The sequence below is a fragment of the Vibrio rotiferianus genome (assembly GCF_002214395.1).
In the GTDB taxonomy this organism is placed as follows: Bacteria; Pseudomonadota; Gammaproteobacteria; order Enterobacterales; family Vibrionaceae; genus Vibrio; species Vibrio rotiferianus.
In genome coordinates, this window is the sequence record NZ_CP018311.1 from 1,387,961 (window position 1) to 1,408,057 (window position 20,097).

Genomic DNA, 20,097 nt, shown 5'->3' on the forward strand with positions numbered 1-20,097 from the left:
GCCTAGAAGGAAAGCAAGATGCACAAGTCAGCAGGTATCATCATTAAAGACGGCTCACTGTTGGTGCTGCGCTCAAAAGGCAAAGACACCTTCTATGCGCCGGGCGGAAAACTGGATAGTGGTGAAACACCAGAGCAAGCGTTATGTCGCGAACTTCAAGAAGAAGTGAGCATTGCCGTGAAGGAAGATGCCTTGACGCTGTTTGGTCGCTTTGAGGCGCCTGCACACGATAAAGACGGTATTACTTTGGTCATGGATGTGTTCTTCGTTAATGATTATTCGGGCGAGGTGGTTGCTAGTAATGAAATCGAAGAGTGCCAATGGGTAGACTCTTCAAACGTGGATGACATCGCGATAAGCACGATTTTCCGCAATGAGGTCTTCCCGAGTTTGGTTGAACAAGGATTAGTGAAATAACGTCTAATCACGAACAAAATACAAAAACGCCCACAATGCGAACGTATTGTGGGCGTTTTGTTATGATCTGTTACTTAGCCAGTTTTTCTGCGTATTCGCTCAGGATCTGTTTGTAGACTTCAACTGGTTGAGCACCTGTGACTGCACTTTCCATATTGAACACGACTGTTGGTACTGAGCTCACGCCAAGTTGATGCCATTGGCTTTCTTGATACTCTATAGAGTCAGCATTACTTGCATCGTCTAGGGTGGCGATGCCCATATTTGCATCTAAACCAATGTCAGTCAGAATCGTTGCCAGTGTGTTTCGGTCAGAGACATCTTTGCGTTGACCAAAGAAGGCCTCAAACAGGGCTAACTTCAGTTCAGTTTGCTTACCAAATTGCTCCGCCCACTGCAGCAGTACGTGTGCATCTCGCGTATTGACCATCTTCATGTCATCAAAGTAGTCAAAGTCGAATCCCACTTCTTTACCCAGATTAGTCAGGTTATCGCGTGCACGAACACTGTCTTCCGGCGTTGTTCCGTATTTATTCGCTAGGTGTTGGCGTAGGTTTTCACCTTCTGCTGGCATGTTTGGGTTCAATTCGAACGGTTGCCATTCCAACTCAATTTTATCTTCCAATCCTAGTTCTTGAATTGCTTGTTCTAAGCGTTTGTAGCCGATGATGCACCAAGGGCAAACCACATCCGACACTACGTCGATTTTGATTACTGATTCCATAAAACAGACCTTACTTTTTCGAGTTATAAAATGGATATGGAGACCAAGAGTGTGAATTCAACCAGTTACCTTTTAGTAACCTGAAGCTTTTCTCACCATGTTTTATCCTTCATCGTATCTTTTTCTACAATTCATGTTGACCTATCTATAACTCTACAGTTTAAGATGCTTTCATCAGCGCTGAGGAAAATTACATGTATCGGATATCGGAACTGGCAGAGATGCTGGGTTTGTCTCGCACCACATTGCTCTATTACGAGAAGATTGAGCTCATCAAAGGGCAACGGTTAAGTAACGGCTACCGCGCGTATAGCGATGCGGATCTACAACGCTTGCGTTTGATCCAGCAATTGCAGAGCGGCGGACTGACGCTCAAGGAGTGTAAAGCCTGTTTGGAAGCTAAAGTGGATCGCCAGTTGATGTTGGAAAGGCTCAAGCAGCTCGATGAAGAGATTGAGCAAAAGCAGAAATCGCGTCAGCTTTTGGCGGCACTGCTTGGTGAAACACCGTTAACCGATTGGCATGAATCGTTGGATGAAGTCGCGCCGGATGCGCACTTGAAATGGCTGATGACGCAAGGTTTTAGCGAGAAAGAAGCCCTTCACTTACGTTGGTTATCAAAAGATATGAATACTCACGACGACTACATGGCGGACTTCTTCCGCGTATATGAAGCCTTGGAGTTTTGGGGGCCTGGTTCAGAGCAAGATACGTTGAAAGCGTTGAGTCTATTACCAACTCAATCTGATGAGATATTGGAAATCGGCTGTGGGCAGGGCATTGCGACTCGCACTTTGGCAAAACACGGACATGTCACCGCGGTCGATAATGACGAGCCGTCTTTGCAACGCTTGCAAGGCAAAGCTCAGGCTCTTGGCCTAAGTGACAATATCACCACGGTGTGTGCCAGCATGACTGAACTGCCATTCGTCGACGGGACGAGCAACCTAATTTGGGCGGAAGGCAGTGCTTACATCATGGGCGTGGAAAACGCATTCAAAGCATGGCGACCATTGCTTAAAGACGGCGGTATCTTAGTGGTGAGCGATTTGGTTTGGAATACAGATACGCCAAGCGAAGATACGGTGGCATTCTGGCAAAAAGAGTACCCAGATATGGGCAGTGTTGAGAAGCGTATTGCGCAAGCGAAAGCAGCAGGCTACCGAGTGTTAGAGACATTCCCAATTAGCCAACAGGCATGGGATAACTATTACGTTCCTTTAGATGAGCGTGTGCAAAGTTTGGAAGCTGAGATGCCAGTATCACAAGCATTAAAAGACATACAAGTTGAATTAGATATCGTTAAACGCCGTGGTGATGAAGTGGCGTATCAGATGTATATCTTACAAAAAGATTGATAGAAAAATGAACGAAACAATAAATCAGAATATTCAAAAATCTAACTACACACTTTCTCAATATGAGAGAGGTATGAGCAGCGAGATGATTGCTTTGTTTACTCAAACCTTTTCTGATTCTGAAGGCGAAGCAGAAGGCAAAACCATTGGCGCATTAGTCGGCGATTTGTTAACTACAACGTCAGAGCAAGAATTGAAAGGCTTTGTTGCGAAACAAGGTGAACGCTTGATCGCAGGCGTGTTGTTTACACCGCTACGCTTTGAGAATGGTGAAGTGGGTTACTTATTGTCTCCAATGGCAACACTAACAGAGTGCCAAAGGAAAGGCGTAGGGCAAGCCCTGATCAACTTTGGTCTTGAACACTTGAAACAACAAGGCATCGAGTTGGTGTTTACCTATGGCGATCCTAACTTCTATTCGCGCGTTGGTTTCCAACAAGTGACGGAAGCGCAGTTCAAAGCACCTCATACTTTGAGCTTTTCACATGGTTGGTTGGCACAATCACTTGTAGGTGAATTGACGCCAATCCAAGGCTCATCCTCTTGCGTGAAAGGCTTGGATAGTCCTGCTTACTGGTAGGTTACCCGCAATAAAAAACGGAGCCCGAAAGCTCCGTTTTTTATTATTTAGCGAGCGTTAAATAGTATTGTACTCATCCAATATTAACTGGCTCACTTGAGCGATAACCTGATCGCGTGCCTGCAAGGATAAATCGGTCTCAGTAATGTAAATGCTGATGTAAATCGGCTTGTGATTCTCTTTCCATATCATTGCCATGATGCCGCGTGAACCAAAGCCGCCTGCACCAGAACGGTCGGCAATCGACCAACCTTTTGGTAATACGGATCGCATCAAAGAATCAGAGACTTTGTTATCCTGCATCCAGATCTTTAATTGAATGCGTGATTCGTAGGATAGCGCATCGCCCTCTAACAAGGTATGTAGAGTGTTTACTATGGCGTTAGGCGTTGTCGTGTCTTGCTTGTCGCCCGGTTTCGCTTCATTTAATCTCGGCTCAAAACGGTCAAGACGCGTTGCTCCATCCCCGATAGAACGCAAGAATCTGGTGACACCATTTGGGCCACCAATGCTACGTAAAACAATGTTGGCTGCGGTGTTATCACTCATCAGCATTGCGGCCTCACACGCATGTTCAATACGGGTGGTTTGCCCAGCCATGCGATCCATCACTGGTGACCACACAACTATGTTGCGTTCTTCTACTTTCGCAGTGGCATTTTTATCAAGTTTTTCGCTGTCCATTTCACTGAGCATGGTCGCACACGCAAGCGTTTTGAATGTGCTCATCATTGGGAAGCGTTCATCTCCGCGGTAATCCCAATGTTCATCGTTTTGTGTATCCCAAACTGAAACGCCAATACGCCCTCCAATGTGCTGCTCAATTGCGGCTAGATCTTCATTTAGCTTAGCGGCGTAAGTTACGTTCGAAGAGGCCAGTAGTCCAAGTAGCAGCAAGAGCTTTTTCATAATCGATTTCTTAGTGTTATTTATTCAGGCTCGCTCTCTGCGAGAAGTAGGAGCACTATAACGAGCGAATACTCTAATCACTGTTAGATTCTTGTCTTTTTTCTGTAGGAATCTTTGTATATGTCAAGCTTTACTAGCTTTTACGTTTATTGACGTTGCTTTACATGTGGATAGCTAAAGTAAAGTTGTCAATTAACCGAGTAACCAATCATGAAAATAGTCCGCAATATTATTTGGGCAATGATCGCTGTGATGTCCTTATTATGGTTTGTAATGGAGTCACAGCTTTTCTCTTCAACCAATGTGTTTGAATGGCGTTCTGGCATGATCCAATATTCAGGGATTTTGTCGTTGATGATGATGTCGATGGCCATGGTGCTAGCGATGCGTCTGCCTGTAGTTGAAAACTGGCTACATGGTATGGATAAAGCGTATCGAGTTCATAAATGGTTGGGGATCGCGGGTGCTAGCCTCGGTGTGGTGCATTGGCTTTGGTATAAAGTACCTAAATGGTTGGTTGAGGTTGGGGCACTAGAAAAGCCAGCAAAGCACCAAAATGCTTTGGGCATCAACAACTTTTCCAACATAGAAGCGTGGTTTCATAGCTTAAAGGATCTAGGAAAAAGCTTCGGTGAAATTGGTTTTTACCTACTGTTGATTTTGGTAGCGATTTCTTTATGGGGAGTGGTGAAGTATAAGCCATTTCGACTCTCTCATCGCTTGATGTCGGTCGTCTACTTGCTAATCGCAGTGCATTCAGTTCTATTGATAAAACGTGCTTACTGGGGAGAGCCTGTCTTCTACCTCACAGTCGCTTTTGTCATTGTTGGATCAATTGCTGCTCTTTACAGTTTGTTTGGTTTTGTTGGCCGTCGTAACCAACATCTCGCCACGGTGACTGCCACTCATTACTACCCACAAGCGGGAGTGATGGAACTGGTGCTGAAGCCAGATGTTTCTTGGCAAGGTCACAACGCGGGGCAATTTGCTTACTTGCGTTTCGGAAATGAAGACCCGCATCCATTTACTATTGTATCCGGCAGTGAAGATGGTGAACTACGATTCTTGATCAAAGAGTTGGGGGACTTTACCACTGGCTTGCATGAACGAGTGACGGTGGGTGAGAGTGTAAGAGTTGAAGGGCCATATGGTCGCTTGACGTTTGATCTCTCCAAGCCGCAAGTGTGGATTGCTGGTGGCGTAGGTGTTGCGTCTTTCTTCTCGGCATTAGAAGCCCTAAAAAACCAACCACGTCGTGGCAATATACACCTGTTTTACTGTGTTCGAGGTATTGATGGTAAGTTGACGGATAAACTGTGGCACCTAGTGCATGAAGCAGGAGTGAAGTTTAGTGTGATAGATACACAGCACTCTCCTCGTTTAAATGCTGAACGTATTGCGGAACAGTGTGGTGATTTGAACCAGTATGAAATGTATTTTTGTGGGCCAGAAGTGTTTTCAAAAACACTGAAAAAAGAGCTAGCTGCACATCAATTTAATATTGATAAAAGTTATCACGAAGAGCTATTTATTATGCGTTAAGTGTCAAGAATAGGTTAGCTCAGTGATGAGTTTTTTAAGCCTCAATTTCGATAGTCAGAAATGGTTAGGGTAGTTAGGTAATCCAAACCGAGAGAGTAAAGATGATTATCACATCAAAACGCATTCTAGCGCTAACGACATTGGCAACTCTAGCAGCTTCTGGTCAAGTACTGGCTGAAGGCCGCAATAATTCGATTGAGGCAGGTGCAACATTTGTTGGTGGCAACGAAATGTTCGCTCTAGGCTACAGCCGTGACCTAGGCAACAACATTGTGACTGGCGGTGGCGTCTTTTTTGGTGACAATGCCGTCGATATGTCAGAAAGCAATGACCAAGACGCATGGGGGATGTATGCGAATGTTGGTTACCGTTTCGAAATCGCTGAATTCGATATTATTCCAAAGATCGGCCTGAACTACTTCAACGCTGATGTAGACATCAAGAGTGGCGAGCACTCTGGCGAGAGCATGAACATCGATAATATTTATGCCTCAATAGGCGGTACAGTTAACTGGCGTATGGTTGGCCTAACTGTAGACTACGGGAAGATCAATGATTCGGCAATTAACCCTATGACCAATAAAAAGTTCGAAGAAGACGTAGTGAGAGCAACGCTGAGCTTCAACTTCTAACGTCTAACATTCCCCTTATTTCACTGCTTTATAATTCTGCTTGTTTTGCCGCCTTTTACGGGCGGCCTTTTGTTTCTCTGAGCCAGACTGTGACCGCGATTATGGTTACAACCCCGTCAAAATCTCTGATAAATGCTTTTCTAACTTCATCATCGTTGGGTGCTGGTAATAACCCCGATGAAACTGCAGACCGATATCGAAGGACATTTGCACGTTGTTTTGTATCAGCGGGATTTTTTTTATGTTTTTCGGTAAGGCTGAATCAGGTAGTGACAAGCAAATTAGCACATAGTCAGCCTTCGTCAGCCAATCTAGCGCAGCATGAACTGACGGTACGGTTAAGCGTCTTGATAATGTGAAGCCAAGTTGACGTTTTATCCTGTCATAGTAGGGGGTATCGTCTAGTCCACCCATGGATACTCTTACTAGCTTTTCTCTTTGCAGTTGTTGTATGTCAATGATTTCCTGCTGCGACAAGGCGTTGTTTGTCGAGGTGTAGAGGAATAACCCAAGCTCGCCTATCTTTCGTTCTACCACGCGTTCATTCATTACTGATGGATAGCCAGAAATGCCAACAGCAAGTGAACCCGCTTTAGGGAATTCGATGCCTTCTAGGTTCCAATCCACCATCGAGAAATCTGCGATATTGCTGTGTTGATTGAGAAGTTCCAGTAATGGAGTAGTGAGGATAGCACTGAGTGGATTTGGCATAAAAAAGCGAAACTCTTTTGGCTGAGTTGCTGATTCTAGAACATTGACTTGAGTTTGGGCCGATTCAAGCTGTTCTAGTGGCTCGTCAATAATATGCATTAACTGACTACAAAATAGCGTGGGGTGATAAAGCCCTTTGGTTGCGATAAATAACTCATTACCAAACTGTTCCCGACAATCTGCTAGCTGTCGGTTAAATGTTGCACGGCTGATGTTAAGAGTGTGGCACACTTTAGGTAACGACTTCTGTTCGAAGATCAAGTTTAAAAAGCGGTAATGATTTAAGTCTATCGAGTGTTTCACAGCGTGCCTTGGATTATAAATTTTTGTCGTTAGGTACGACATTGTGTGGCGTTCAAAGGTTCAAATTTGAGCTTCTTAACCTTCAAAAATGCGCATGGAATCCACGTAATCTGATAGTGGCAAATTAATGTATTCACTACCCGGAGGTGTCATGCTTAAAGATCTATTTGGCTTATTCATTTTGGTGCTCTTAAGCAGTGCTCCAGTATTTGCAGAAGAGAGCGACCCCTTTGTGGCGGGGGGAGTGACATTTATGGACGACCATGAGATTTTAAGCATTGAGATTGGAGCAGAAGTGTTACCGAACTTAAATTGGTCGATTGGGTTTAATGCGCCTTTTGATAATGGAGAGGAAGAACATGTTGGAACTCATTGGGCTGAAAAGCAAGTGTGGGGGCTACACACTGCTTTGGGATATGAAGTTCGGTTGAGTAGTGCTTTCGCGATCACCCCTCGTATTGGTTTGAACTACAACAATGTCGAAATTGAGTATTTTGAGGAAGAGACAGGTGAATATGTGGACTCTTTCAACCAGAATAACTTTACGCCAACAGTAGGCATTAAAGTTGATATTGCCAAGGTCGGATTAATTGTTGAGGGGTACAAAATAGATGAAGACCTGAGCCTTTCAGAAGAAGAGGAAACCGCAATTCGCGTGATGGCGGCTTATAACTTCTGAGTTTCCCCTCACTGTTATTGGCTCAAATAGAAAAAAGGAGCTTAACTGTCAGCTCCTTCGTTTTTATAGGTTCTTATTTACAGTTCAATCTTTTTAACCATTCCCGCTTCTGCGTGACCTGGAATGTTACAAGCGAACTCAACCTTGTTGTCTCCGTGGAAGTGCCACAGTAATTGCTTGGCTTTACCCGGCTCAACCGTGACTGCGTTGCCTGAATCGTGCATGTGGTCACCACTCATGTTCTTCATCATTTCGCGGTGTTCTAGCTGCTCTTTGGCAGAACCGATAGTGAACTCGTGGTTGATTTTACCCGTGTTCATGACTACAAACTGCACCACATCGTTTGGCTCAATCTTGACGTCTTTCTTGAACTTGATCGTCATGTCATCACTCAAGAGTACGTGTACCACTTTATCTGGCTTTGCGCCTTTTGCTGGCATACCTACCGCAGACATGCCTGGCATATCCATCATGTTGGAGTGGTCCATTTTGCTGTGATCCATCTTCATGCTGCCGTGGTCCATGTTTTCATGCTTCATATTGCTATGATCCATATCGCCATGATCCATGTTTGAATGATCCATTTGTGCAAAAGCAGTCGTTGTTGTTAAGGCTAGAGCAAGAGTGATTAGTGTCTTTTTCATCTTTTATATCCTTGTTTTAATTCATTAGTAATTTGGTTGTTTCCCCTCAAAACTGAACGTTTGAGGGGAAAGTTGGGATTAAGCGTTGTTGTTTACATCACTAGCTTGTGTGCTAGCTTGGTGATTAATCGCATTGCTTTGGCACAACTCGCGTTGTTTCCACAGCTTGAAGATGGCTGGCAGTACTAATAGCGTGAGCAGCAGTGCTGATGCCATACCACCAATCATTGGCGCGGCGATACGTTGCATTACTTCTGACCCTGTACCTTCGCCGTACATGATTGGAATAAGGCCAATAATGACCGTTAGTACCGTCATCATTACTGGGCGAACACGTAAGCCTGCACCTTCACGAATGGCATCGGTTAGGTCTTTCGCCTCAAGCTTTTGCTCGCTCTCTTCTGCATCCAGCTTTTTGTAGTGCCAAGCTTGGTTGAGATACACGAGCATGATGACCCCAATTTCAACCGCGACGCCTGCTAGGGCAATAAAACCGACCCCAACGGCAATCGAGAAGTTGTAATTGAGGATATGCATGAGCCACAAACCACCGACCATAGCGAGCGGCAGGGTAAGCATGATGATCATCACTTCGCCGACACGACGGAAGCTGAAGTAAAGCAGCAGCATAATGATGGCGATGGTGATTGGTACCACGACACTCAAGCGGTCTTTCGCACGTTCCATGTATTCGTATTGACCAGACCAAGCCAGCGAGTAGCCCGCAGGAAGCTCCAGTTGATCGGCCACGACCTGTTGCGCTTCCACGACGTAAGAACCAAGGTCTCGACCATCGATATCGACAAACACCCAGCCGTTTGGGCGTGCGTTTTCTGTCTTGATCATTGGAGGGCCGTCTTCGTAACGGATATCCGCGACATCAGCTAGGGCGATGCGAGCGCCATTTGGAGTCACTAACGGCAGGTTTTGCAGTTTTACCACCGAGTCACGGTAGTCTTGTGGGTAACGAACGTTGATTGGGTAACGCTCTAATCCTTCGATGGTTTCACCCACATTCATGCCACCCACTGCGGTGGAGACAACTTGCTGAACGTCTTTAATGCTCAAGCCGTAACGAGCCGCCGTACGACGCTTAATGTCGATTGTGACATAGCGACCACCTGCCACACGCTCTGCGTAAACCGATGCAGTACCTTGAACGCCATTAAGAATTGGCTCCAACTGAGAACCGATCTCCTCAATCACTTTCAGATCGGGGCCGGCGATCTTAATGCCGATAGGGGTTTTGATGCCCGTTGCTAGCATGTCGATACGCGTTTTGATAGGCATTACCCAAGCGTTAGTAAGACCAGGGAACTGAACCAACTTATCGAACTCTTTGCGCAGTGACTCGGTTGTTACCCCTTCGCGCCATTGATCGCGTGGCTTCAACTGAATCACGGTTTCAATCATCGTTAAAGGTGCTGGGTCGGTCGCGGTTTCTGCACGACCAATTTTGCCCCATACCGTCTGTACTTCGGGGACGGTTTTGATCAGCTTATTGGTTTGCTGTAGCAGCTCACGCGCCTTACCGATCGAGATACCCGGATAGGTTGTTGGCATGTACATCAAGTCGCCTTCATCCAGCGGTGGGATGAACTCGCTGCCTAGCTTGCTGGTTGGGTAGTAAGCCGATGCCATTAGACCTAAGGCGATAACGATCATGGTCTTAGGGTATTTTAGGCTGGTATTCAGCAGTGGACGGTACAACGCGACTAAGCCACGGTTGACTGGGTTTTTGTGTTCCGGTAACACCTTACCGCGAATGAAGTAGCCCATAAGTACAGGAACAAGCGTGATAGCCAAACCTGCAGCCGCTGCCATGGCGTAAGTCTTAGTGAACGCAAGTGGTGAGAACATCTTGCCTTCTTGACCTTCCAAGGCGAACACTGGCACGAAGCTTAGAGTAATGATCAGCAATGAGAAGAACAGCGGAGCGCCAACTTCTTCGGCCGCCTTACTGATGACTTGCCATCGGTTTTTATCGGTCAGTGGCGTTCGTTCAATGTGCTTGTGAACGTTTTCGATCATAACGATTGCACCATCCACCATGGCGCCGATGGCAATCGCGATACCACCAAGGGACATAATGTTGGCATTAATGCCTTGCCAATGCATCACGATAAACGCCGTAAGAATACCGACAGGTAGGCTCAGAGCGATAACCAACGAAGAACGAATGTGGAATAGGAACAACGCACACACAATCGCAACCACGATGAACTCTTCTGCAAGTTTCTTCCATAGGTTTTCTACTGCTGCATCAATCAGAGTCGAACGGTCGTAAGTTGCAACAATTTCAACACCTTCTGGTAGACCGCGCTGTAGGTCTGCAAGCTTTTCTTTGACTTTCGCAATGACTTCACTCGCGTTCTCGCCAAAGCGCATTACGATAACGCCACCTACCGCTTCTCCTTCGCCATTTAGTTCTGAGATACCACGACGCATCTGTGGACCAAGGTTAATGTCTGCGATGTCGCCTAGTAGCAAAGGCGTGCCTTTCTCGGTGACTTTTAGAGGCAGTGATTTGATGTCTTCAATGCTGGTTAGGTAACCCGTGGTACGAACCATGTGTTCAGCTTCCGCCACTTCGATAACGGACGCGCCGGTTTCTTGGTTACCATTTTGGATTGCCATGTTCACTTGCTGCAAAGTGAGGTTGTACGCACGGAGCTTGGCAGGATCAATTTGTACTTGGTACTGCTTAACCATACCGCCAACGGTCGCGACTTCTGAGACGCCATCAACCGTCTGCAGTTCGTACTTCAAGAACCAGTCTTGCAGGCTGCGAAGTTCGGCCAAATCGTGCTTACCGGTTTTGTCTTGTAATACGTAGCTGTAAACCCAGCCTACGCCAGTCGCATCAGGACCTAACGTCGGTTTTGCGTTTGGTGGTAGCTTTGGTGCTACTTGGCTTAAGTACTCCAACACGCGTGAACGTGCCCAGTACATGTCGGTATCATCGTTGAAAATGATATAAACGTAAGAGTCACCAAAGAAAGAGTAGCCACGAACTGTCTCGGCCCCCGGCACGGCAAGCATGGCGGTGGTGAGCGGGTAAGTGACTTGATCCTCAACAACTTGAGGAGCTTGGCCCGGATAGCTTGTCTTGATGATCACTTGCACATCAGAAAGATCCGGAATTGCGTCAACAGGCGTATTCTTTACACTGTAAAGTCCACCCAGCACGAGCGCTAGAGTGGCGATCAACACTAGGAAGCGGTTGTTGAGCGACCAACGAATAATTGCACTGATCATAATTACCCCTCAACGGCCTCTAGCTGTTTAAGAACATAGTCAGAACCTTGTTTTTCAACTAGAAATCGAACCTTTTGTCCTTCTTCAAAACCGGATAAATCCACCTCTTCACCGACAGAGAAGTTCATCTCGCCTGCATCCCAGTTCCATTCAGCTACTGGCAGGTGGTTTAAAGTGATCATGCCAAAATCAGCCATCAGCATCGTGATGTCACCAGTTAGCCAAACTTCTGCTGCAATGACGCTTTCATTAGCCTTATAGTCGATGATTTTGTACTGACCGGACTCCGTCTTTTGCATTTCAAATTCGATAGCCTGACCTTTTTTCAGGTCACCCATCTCAACGCCATCTGCGAAAGTGAAGTTCATTACCATACCCGGCCAATCCCATTCTGGTACTGGCTGGTGGTTGATGGTCAGCATGCGGTGATCTTTCATTACATCGGTGATTTCACCTTTTGCCCATGCCGTCTCTGCTTCCGGTTCGACACTGTTAATACGAGATAGATCCGCCGATTGGCTAGATTCAGAATCGAGCATGAAGTGCGCAGAGGTGACAATCTTGTCATCTTGCTTCAGACCTTGTAATACCTCGATTTGCTCTCCGGCTTCACGACCAACTTCAATTCGAGCTGAGCGGTATTTACCATCGCCTTCTGCCAGGACCACACGAGTCATACCACCGGAACGAATGACGGAGGACTTAGGAATGGTTAATACGGCATCGTCGGTCACGGGTTGCAGCGCGATGTTGGCAAACATGTTTGGTTTTAATTCGCCATTTGGGTTAGGGAATTTAAGGCGTACACGCAATGTACGTGTTTTCGGATCAAGGATTGGGTACACGTAATCTACGACACCCTGCCATTCATTGCCCGGAATCGCGTCAAGGGTCATCGTGGCTTGAGAGCCTGCTTTCATCCAGTGTGCTTGACGCTCAAAAACTTCCGCATCAACCCAAACATTCTCCAGTGGACCAGCACTGATTACCGCTTGTGCAGGGGACAGGTAGCCACCTTCACGCACGTTTAGGCTTGCAATGACACCGTCAGCCGGTGCTTTAATTTCAATGGTTTGAGAGGATTTTCCGCTACGTGTGATGGATTTGATTTGACCACGGTCTACACCAAGCGTCACCAAACGCTCTGTCGCACCTTTCACTAAACCGTTGCGACCAGTGCGGTAAGCATTCAGCAATTCTTCTTGTGCCTTAACCAACTCTGGTGAATACAGGGTGAAAAGCACATCGCCTTTCTTCACTTTTTCACCGACGGCGTTGATGTAGAGTTTCTCAACCCAACCCGCAACACGTACGTTGGTCTGCCACAACAGACTTTCATCGAAGGCGATATAGCCGACGGTCTCAATGCGCGGTGATAATTTTTCCAGCGTTACTTTTGCTGTCTTTACACCGAGGTTGTTTTCAACGGAAGGGTCGATAGTGATAGTACCCGGTGCACTTTTCTCACCAGATAGATCTTCCGCGTAAACCGGAATTAAATCCATGCCCATTGGGGATTTGCCCGGCTTGTCGCGTTTGTAGTTCGGATCCATTGGGGCAACCCAGTAAAGCGGATCATTAGAGCTTGCAGCAGATTCGCCACCCATCGCACTCATGTCGTGAGCCGAGCCCGTAAGAAAATGATTAGCACCAAACCCTAAAGCACCACCAACAATCAGCGCGATGGTTGCAATCTTAAATGTTTTCATTGTTTTACCTTATTTTCCCGTTTGCGCATGACGCCACAACGTTGTTGACTGCTCTATATCCGTCACATACCTGTAGCCCCAACGCTTTTGGGGAACCACAAATTAATATGTCGAAATAGAGCGAGCTTCTGGTGAAGCCACTTGATAGTCGAAACCACCGAGTAGGGTGGCTAAATTGCTGTTTGCGATGTTGAGATCGGTCAGCAGACGTTGTTGCTCTAATTGCAGTGCTAACTCGTCAGTCGTGGCAGAAATCACATCGTTAAACTGCGCTGTGTTGTTTTGATAACCCCGCTCAACGGCTTGAATGCGCGCTTTCGCTTGAGGCAATAAGGTGGATTGATAACGTTCTAAACGCTGGGTTAAGTTGCCGCGATCAACCAGCAAAGTGTTCACTTTGGCATTCATCTGCGTTAGTAAGGTGTCTTTTTGCGATTGTGCCGCGCCAACTTGATATTGAGCGGCAGCAAGATTGCGATCTTGGCGGTCACCGGTGAACAGTGGAATGTCCATGGTTAGGTAAGCGCTGACCAAGTCTGATGCTGGCTCTCCCATCATGTTGTCGGCTTGGCGGTAGGCGTACATTACTTCGACGCCAAACTGCGGGTTGTAGGCTTGCTCAGCAATTTCTACCTGAGTTTTATTGGCAGAAATGCTGATGTCGGCCATCTTAACCATCGGGTGTTGGCTGAGTTGCTGGTAGTGCTTGGTGGAGTCGATGCTGGAAGCAAGTTTGTTGTTCAGCGTGTCCCAGTTCAATTGATTACTCGCGTGCAGAGCCTGTTCGTTTGCCAACCAATCTGACCCCAACCATTCGGAGAGTTGAGAGATAAGACGACGTTGCATTTGTGCGTTGGCTTGCAGTTTCTCATCTAACTTGCTGACTTGAAGTTGGGCGTTGAGCAGGTCTTGCGCTTCACTCTTACCAATCGAATAGTTGGTTTGAATAAAGTTTTCCATCTCCTTCATCAACTTGCGGTTCTCAAGCATGATTTGCTCCGCACGTTGCTGATAACCGAGCTCTAACCACAGTTGAGTCATGCTGTTAGCCACCTCAAGTTCACGAGCGTGAACTTGAAGTCCAAGGCCGTCGGCTTGTTGATTGGCTTTCTTCTGCTGTAAATCAAGCGTAGAGCCACGCTCAAACTGTTGCATTAAACCAACGGAGATGTTGGTCATTGGGTCTTCATCGAATTTGAAGCTGTCGACAGGCAAGCCACCAAAACCCACTTTCAGTTTTGGGTCCATCAAGGTAGAGCTTGCAACGCCCGTTTCACGCATGGCTGCAGATTGCGCTGAGTATTGCTTACGATTGCCATCATTACTCAAAGCTACGTTGATCAGTTGGGCAAGCTTGTTGGTTGAAGCTCGCTCACTTGATGCGGAATTTTGCGCTGCGTGCGTCTCGTTACCTGCGGCGTTAACCAAGGTTGGCGCAGCGACCAGAGCCACCATAAAAATAGGTGCAGCTAAGCGGTATGGTTTGATATCCATAATCTAAATCCAGTGTTCGCCGGATCGATGGAGGTGCGGATTTTATTGCGGGAACAGTAAAGCCTTGTTACCTCATCGTTCAGGCGCATTAAAACAACCTGCGATACACGCGCAGGGTCGAATGCTAGGACGGATTTAGGCTATAGGAGGTCGGTACAGGTCGCGGCTGACATGTACGACTGGGGAAGCAACTTCAGGAGTAATGGTTGCGCGATAAACGAGAGGCATTGGGCTATTGATAGGATTCGGTAGGGGGACGAAAACTATCGTACATGCGGCAGTACAGCAGGTATGAACCATGCCGGAGCCTCCACCACAGTTCATGCTGGTTTCTCTTACACCACCATTTTCTGCTACGGACGCTTCGGACATAGAAACGTCTGTCATGGAGACGTCCATCATGCCAGGCATGCCACAGTGTTCGTTATCACTCATCATAGCAGGATGGTGAGCCATGCCAGTAGACATCATTTGAATATTCATCAACGGCTCACTATTCGCCACACTAGAGACTAATAGCACTAGTGTTGTGAAGAGAGTTAACCAGATTGTATGCAGCGATTTTAAGTGCATACCTTTTCCCATGTGTTTGATGAAAATGATGAAAACCCTTCGATTCTAAAGGTTAACCTTAGGGGAAGGTCAATATTTTATTGCTCTTCTTATCAAAATAGTTGAGTTCACCAGTTTTCGCACAATCGAGGGAGTAAAACGTTTGTTGAGTTCTCACTCGTGATACTTCATGACAGAAGCTCATGCTTTTTATGACACGAAAAAAATGTGGTTTATAAGTTTTGTATCACACCACCTTGTCTAACAAATGTTTATCCTTATAGAATGCATGGCTTTATTTTGGCAGATGTGGATTTGCTTTGCTGCGGAGGTTGTATGATAGAAATTGTCATCGATGGAAAATATAGAATTGTAGAAGAGGGGCTGACCCTTTTAGAAGCAGCAAAAGTGTGTGGGGTCGAGATCCCATCGCTGTGCGGAATGAACAAAAGTAATGAAAAAGTGCCGTGCGACTTGTGTGTGGTTGAAGTCGAAAGTGGCGGCACTAAACGCGCGTGTGAACTCGAAGTTTATCGTGGTCTCAATGTGGTTACGCAATCTGAACAATTAAGTGAACACCGCAGAAAAGCACTCAACCGCATCATGACGGACCATTACGCCGATTGTGAAGCGCCATGTAAAACCGCGTGTCCCGCGGGTGTAGATATCCAATCGTACCTTTATCACATCGCACAGAACGATCATCAAAAAGCGATTGAAGTGATTAAGCGTACGCTTCCTATGCCGTTATCGATTGGTCGTGTGTGTCCAGCATTCTGTGAGAGCGAATGTCGCCGCTCTTTAGTCGACGAGCCTATCGCAATTCGTCAGCTAAAACGTCATGCCGCGGATGCGGATTTGTCTGCGCATGAAGCCTATGTACCGGAAAAGAAACCAAGCAAAGGTTTGAACATCGCTGTCGTCGGCAGTGGTCCTGGCGGTCTAACGGCAGGCTATTACCTGTCGAATGAAGGCTACGACGTTACTGTATTTGAATCCATGCCAAAAGCGGGTGGTTGGCTTCGTTATGGTATTCCTGAATACCGTTTGCCAAAAGATATTCTCGATAAAGAAATCGAACTGATGTGCCGCAATGGCATGCAAGTTCACACCAATCAAAAGCTGGGTGTGGATTTCACGCTTTCTCAATTGAGCGAAGAATACGACGCGGTGTGTTTGGCGGTCGGCGCGTCTCAAGCGGTCGAAATGCATTACACAGGCAGTGATCTTGCAGGTTGCTACTTAGGCGTTGATTACCTAAAAGATTACGTTACCGAACAAAACTACGTCACGGGTCAGAAAGTCGCGGTGATCGGTGGTGGTAACACAGCAATTGACTGTGCTCGTACTGCGCGTCGCGCTGGTGCAGACACCACGTTGATTTATCGTCGTACACGTGACGAAATGCCGGCAGAAGACTACGAGATTGTCGAAGCGGAACACGAAGGGGTGAAATTCCACTTCTTGACCAACCCTGCAGAAAACCTTGCCGATGAAACCGGACGCGTGAATGCGATTCGCCTAGAGCGCATGGCGTTGGGTGAGCCGGATGCATCTGGTCGTCGAAGTCCTAAACCAACCGGCGAGTTCTTTACCGAAGAGTTCGACACCGTGATTGCAGCAGTATCGCAAAAGCCAGATCTGAGCTTCCTAGAAGGTGAAGACTTATCTATTCCGCTTACGCGCTGGAACACCTCTGATGCTGATGAAAAGACCATGCACACCGGCACGGGCAACATCTTCAGTATTGGTGATTTCCGCCGTGGTCCAGCAACGGCAGTTGAAGCGGTGGGTGATGGTCGCGTTGCGGCAAAAGCCATTGACCTGTTTTTGAATGGCGATATGGCGGATATGCCAAAGGCGGCGTTCAACTCGCGCAAAGAGAAGAAACTCTCTCAAGTCGATCCGCTTCACTTCGAGAACATCCAAAAAGTCGCTCGCTCTATCATGCCTGAACTGACTCCAGCACAACGCGAGCAAAGCTTCGCTGAAGTTGAGTTGGGCTTTGATAACGAAGAAGCGATGAAGGAAGCCGCGCGCTGTCTTGAATGTGGTTGTCAGGCCAATACCGATTGTGCGCTGCGTGACTACTCCACCGAATATGAAGCCGAGCAAAGCTTTGACTTCTCCTTGCAGATTAAATCACATCAAGATTGGTTAGATCTTCGTGCGAAAGACTTGCGTCATAAGTACGAAGTTGACCGTAGCTCTGAGTTTATTGAGTTTGATGCTAACCGCTGTATTAGCTGTGGGCAGTGTATCCAAGCGTGCCGCGACAAAGCCGTGCACGGTGTACTGAACTTCGTGTGCGATAAACAAGGGCGTCCGGCATTACGTCCTGACGATCGTCCACACTTTGGAAGTAACAAGAATGGCTTAACCCTAATGGGCGATTCGAACTGTGTGCAATGTGGCGCGTGTGTTCAAGTGTGTCCAACAGGCGCGATGGTCGATAGTCGTGACCGCTCGCAAGGTCGTACCGAAGATCTGAAAGCGGTCGACACCATTTGTACATACTGTGGTGTGGGTTGTAAGTTGACTATGTTTGTGGACGAGACAACCAATACTATTCGTTACGTGAAAGGCGGTGACTCGCCGGTGAACCAAGGCATGTTGTGTGTTAAAGGTCGCTTTGGTTTTGATTTCATTGGCAGTGAAGAGCGTCTTACCACGCCATTGATCCGTAAAGACGGTTGGTTGCAGCCTGCAAGTTGGGAAGAGGCAATCCAACTCGTCGCGAGTAAGTTCTCTGGTATCAAGCAAGATTTTGGCAGCAACGCATTAGCGGGTTTCTCTTCAGCGAAAACCACCAATGAAGACAACTACGCATTTCAAAAATTTGTCCGTCGTGAACTGGGCACCAATAACGTCGATCACTGTGCGCGTTTGTGTCACGCATCGAGTGTAACGGGTCTTGAGGCGTCACTGGGTAGTGGTGCAATGACCAACGACATTCCAAGTATTAAGCACTCGGATGTGATCTTTATTATCGGTTCGGATACCACATCGGCACACCCGATCATCGCTTCACACATCAAACAAGCAATTCGTCACCATGGTGCTCGCTTGATTGTAGCTGACCCGAAACGTGTCGATATGGCAGAGCATGCTGAGTTGTACATGGCGCACCGTCCAGGTACGGATGTGATGCTCCTAAACGGTGTCATGCAGCAGATCATCAAGAACGGCTGGTACGATCAAGAGTACATCGAAGAACGTGTCGACGGCTTTGATACCTTGTTGCAAGAGGTGATGTCGCCAGCTTACAACCTCGACAAAGTGGAGTTGGTTACGGGCGTTAAAGCCGAAGACATTCAAGCAATGGCGCGTATGATTGGCACGGCAGATCGTACCGCTGTGTACTACTCGATGGGTATTACTCAGCACACGACAGGTCATGACAACGTGCGTTCTATCGCTAACCTGCAATTACTGTGTGGCAACATCGGTATTGAAGGTGGTGGTATCAATCCGCTACGTGGTCAATCAAACGTGCAAGGCGCGTGTGATATGGGCGCTTTGCCAAACAGTTTCCCGGGTTACCAAAAGGTATACAACCCAATTGTGCGTCAGAAGTTTGCGATTGAATGGAACGCGCCAAATCTGCCTTCTGAGCAAGGTCTAACCCTGACAGAAATCATTGATGCGGCTTGCCATCGTGACGTTCGTGGTATGTACATCATGGGTGAGAACCCAGTATTGAGTGACCCGAACCAAGCGCATGTGATTGAAGGCTTAGAAGCGCTCGATTTCTTAGTGGTTCAAGACATCTTCCTAACGGAAACCGCTCAATACGCGGATGTGGTTCTGCCTTCTTGCTCGTTTGCAGAGAAAGCGGGGCACTTCACCAATACGGAGCGTCGTGTTCAGCGTGTGAATCCGGTTGTCACGGCACCGGGTGAGGCAAAAGAAGATTGGTGGATTATTCAAGAAATCGCCAATGCCATGGGCAGTGATTGGGACTACCACTGTGTGTCTGATATCACTAACGAAATTGCACGAGTGACACCTCAATACGCAGGTCTTCGTTGGGAGGCGATCACGCCAAACGGTGTGCAATGGCCGAGCAATAAGAACAACCCTGCGGGTACTCGCATCATGCACCAAACCCAGTTTACTCGTGGTAAAGGGCAAATGGTGGGCGTCCCGTTCCGTTATGCGGCTGAGCTGCCAGATGAGGAGTATCCACTGGTGCTTACGACGGGTCGCGTGCTTGAGCAGTTCCACACGGGTACCATGACGCGCAAAACCAAAGGGTTGGATAACCTTGCTGGCCCACGTGCGATGGTGAGCGTGGAAGACGCAGAAGCGCTAGGTATCAGCAATGGTCAGCGTCTCACGGTGTCTACACGTCGCGGCAGCATTGAGATTGATGCCTTTGTGACTAAGCGTATGCAAAAAGGAGTGGTGTTCATTCCATTCCACTTTGTTGAATCGCCAGTGAACCGTTTAACGACAACGGCTACTGACCCGCATGCGAAGATCCCTGAGTTCAAGGTCGCTGCGGTTAAAGTGGAAGTGAGCGAAAAAGCGCGAAACGCAGAGCCTGCAACGGAAGCGGTTCATACCATTTAAGCTTATAAGC

General features: G+C 47.3%; 15 protein-coding genes. 7 read left to right on the plus strand and 8 right to left on the minus strand.

The genetic code is table 11. From position 1 onward, the window contains the following. The first annotated feature begins 18 nt into the window (after positions 1–18). Positions 19–417 carry an NUDIX hydrolase gene (locus BSZ04_RS06550; RefSeq protein WP_088879917.1) on the plus strand — a complete coding sequence of 133 codons (399 nt, stop codon included), beginning with the start codon at positions 19–21 and terminating at the stop codon, positions 415–417. A gap of 70 nt (positions 418–487) precedes the next feature. On the opposite strand, the gene BSZ04_RS06555 is transcribed toward BSZ04_RS06550, so the two are convergent. Next, positions 488–1,141, minus strand: coding sequence for a DsbA family oxidoreductase (locus tag BSZ04_RS06555; protein ID WP_088879918.1), 654 nt, complete (start codon positions 1,139–1,141; stop codon positions 488–490). Positions 1,142–1,335: 194 nt separating this feature from the next. Here BSZ04_RS06555 and BSZ04_RS06560 point away from each other — a divergent pair, with 194 nt between their 5' ends. Then, positions 1,336–2,499 (plus strand): MerR family transcriptional regulator, encoded by a 1,164-nt coding sequence (locus BSZ04_RS06560; RefSeq protein WP_088879919.1) that lies wholly within the window; start codon positions 1,336–1,338, stop codon positions 2,497–2,499. Between the two features lie 7 nt (positions 2,500–2,506). Next, the gene (locus BSZ04_RS06565; protein WP_088879920.1) at positions 2,507–3,079 is read left to right on the plus strand and encodes a GNAT family N-acetyltransferase; all 573 of its coding nucleotides are present in this window, start codon (positions 2,507–2,509) and stop codon (positions 3,077–3,079) included. A 57-nt stretch (positions 3,080–3,136) separates the two neighbouring features. Here the strand turns inward: BSZ04_RS06565 and blaCARB are convergent, their stop codons facing one another. Then, positions 3,137–3,988 carry a CARB/PSE/RTG family carbenicillin-hydrolyzing class A beta-lactamase gene (gene blaCARB, locus BSZ04_RS06570; RefSeq protein WP_088879921.1) on the minus strand — a complete coding sequence of 284 codons (852 nt, stop codon included), beginning with the start codon at positions 3,986–3,988 and terminating at the stop codon, positions 3,137–3,139. Between the two features lie 210 nt (positions 3,989–4,198). On the opposite strand from blaCARB, the gene BSZ04_RS06575 reads away from it, so the two are divergent. Then, positions 4,199–5,530 (plus strand): ferredoxin reductase family protein, encoded by a 1,332-nt coding sequence (locus tag BSZ04_RS06575; RefSeq protein ID WP_088879922.1) that lies wholly within the window; start codon positions 4,199–4,201, stop codon positions 5,528–5,530. A gap of 101 nt (positions 5,531–5,631) precedes the next feature. Continuing rightward, the gene (locus BSZ04_RS06580) at positions 5,632–6,162 is read left to right on the plus strand and encodes an autotransporter outer membrane beta-barrel domain-containing protein (RefSeq protein ID WP_088879923.1); all 531 of its coding nucleotides are present in this window, start codon (positions 5,632–5,634) and stop codon (positions 6,160–6,162) included. A 105-nt stretch (positions 6,163–6,267) separates the two neighbouring features. Here the strand turns inward: BSZ04_RS06580 and BSZ04_RS06585 are convergent, their stop codons facing one another. Then, the gene (locus BSZ04_RS06585) at positions 6,268–7,176 is read right to left on the minus strand and encodes a LysR family transcriptional regulator (protein ID WP_088879924.1); all 909 of its coding nucleotides are present in this window, start codon (positions 7,174–7,176) and stop codon (positions 6,268–6,270) included. Positions 7,177–7,327: 151 nt separating this feature from the next. Between BSZ04_RS06585 and BSZ04_RS06590 the strand changes: the two genes are divergently transcribed. Then, positions 7,328–7,855, plus strand: a complete 528-nt coding sequence (locus BSZ04_RS06590) for an outer membrane beta-barrel protein (protein WP_088879925.1) — start codon at positions 7,328–7,330, stop codon at positions 7,853–7,855. A gap of 77 nt (positions 7,856–7,932) precedes the next feature. On the opposite strand, the gene copI is transcribed toward BSZ04_RS06590, so the two are convergent. From copI to BSZ04_RS06615, 5 genes are all read right to left on the minus strand, one after another. Beyond that, positions 7,933–8,499, minus strand: coding sequence for a copper-resistant cuproprotein CopI (copI, locus tag BSZ04_RS06595; protein WP_005425081.1), 567 nt, complete (start codon positions 8,497–8,499; stop codon positions 7,933–7,935). 78 nt (positions 8,500–8,577) lie between these two features. Beyond that, the gene (locus tag BSZ04_RS06600; protein ID WP_088879926.1) at positions 8,578–11,757 is read right to left on the minus strand and encodes an efflux RND transporter permease subunit; all 3,180 of its coding nucleotides are present in this window, start codon (positions 11,755–11,757) and stop codon (positions 8,578–8,580) included. 2 nt (positions 11,758–11,759) lie between these two features. Further along, complete coding sequence (locus tag BSZ04_RS06605) at positions 11,760–13,466, minus strand: efflux RND transporter periplasmic adaptor subunit (RefSeq protein WP_088879927.1); 1,707 nt, start codon at positions 13,464–13,466, stop codon at positions 11,760–11,762. Between the two features lie 102 nt (positions 13,467–13,568). Then, complete coding sequence (locus BSZ04_RS06610) at positions 13,569–14,960, minus strand: TolC family protein (protein ID WP_088879928.1); 1,392 nt, start codon at positions 14,958–14,960, stop codon at positions 13,569–13,571. A gap of 135 nt (positions 14,961–15,095) precedes the next feature. Then, complete coding sequence (locus BSZ04_RS06615) at positions 15,096–15,533, minus strand: hypothetical protein (RefSeq protein WP_010452792.1); 438 nt, start codon at positions 15,531–15,533, stop codon at positions 15,096–15,098. A gap of 315 nt (positions 15,534–15,848) precedes the next feature. Between BSZ04_RS06615 and fdhF the strand changes: the two genes are divergently transcribed. Then, entirely contained in the window at positions 15,849–20,087 is a 4,239-nt protein-coding gene (gene fdhF, locus BSZ04_RS06620) for a formate dehydrogenase subunit alpha (RefSeq protein WP_088879929.1), read from the plus strand. Positions 20,088–20,097: the final 10 nt, after the last annotated feature.

Excerpts from the sequence above, each read along its gene's own strand:
- BSZ04_RS06550 (WP_088879917.1), top strand. The coding sequence starts at position 19 with ATGCACAAGTCAGCAGGTATCATCATTAAAGACGGCTCACTGTTGGTG.
- BSZ04_RS06555 (WP_088879918.1), bottom strand. The coding sequence starts at position 1,141 with ATGGAATCAGTAATCAAAATCGACGTAGTGTCGGATGTGGTTTGCCCT.
- BSZ04_RS06560 (WP_088879919.1), top strand. The coding sequence starts at position 1,336 with ATGTATCGGATATCGGAACTGGCAGAGATGCTGGGTTTGTCTCGCACC.
- BSZ04_RS06565 (WP_088879920.1), top strand. The coding sequence starts at position 2,507 with ATGAACGAAACAATAAATCAGAATATTCAAAAATCTAACTACACACTT.
- blaCARB (WP_088879921.1), bottom strand. The coding sequence starts at position 3,988 with ATGAAAAAGCTCTTGCTGCTACTTGGACTACTGGCCTCTTCGAACGTA.
- BSZ04_RS06575 (WP_088879922.1), top strand. The coding sequence starts at position 4,199 with ATGAAAATAGTCCGCAATATTATTTGGGCAATGATCGCTGTGATGTCC.
- BSZ04_RS06580 (WP_088879923.1), top strand. The coding sequence starts at position 5,632 with ATGATTATCACATCAAAACGCATTCTAGCGCTAACGACATTGGCAACT.
- BSZ04_RS06590 (WP_088879925.1), top strand. The coding sequence starts at position 7,328 with ATGCTTAAAGATCTATTTGGCTTATTCATTTTGGTGCTCTTAAGCAGT.
- copI (WP_005425081.1), bottom strand. The coding sequence starts at position 8,499 with ATGAAAAAGACACTAATCACTCTTGCTCTAGCCTTAACAACAACGACT.
- BSZ04_RS06600 (WP_088879926.1), bottom strand. The coding sequence starts at position 11,757 with ATGATCAGTGCAATTATTCGTTGGTCGCTCAACAACCGCTTCCTAGTG.
- BSZ04_RS06605 (WP_088879927.1), bottom strand. The coding sequence starts at position 13,466 with ATGAAAACATTTAAGATTGCAACCATCGCGCTGATTGTTGGTGGTGCT.
- BSZ04_RS06610 (WP_088879928.1), bottom strand. The coding sequence starts at position 14,960 with ATGGATATCAAACCATACCGCTTAGCTGCACCTATTTTTATGGTGGCT.
- BSZ04_RS06615 (WP_010452792.1), bottom strand. The coding sequence starts at position 15,533 with ATGCACTTAAAATCGCTGCATACAATCTGGTTAACTCTCTTCACAACA.
- fdhF (WP_088879929.1), top strand. The coding sequence starts at position 15,849 with ATGATAGAAATTGTCATCGATGGAAAATATAGAATTGTAGAAGAGGGG.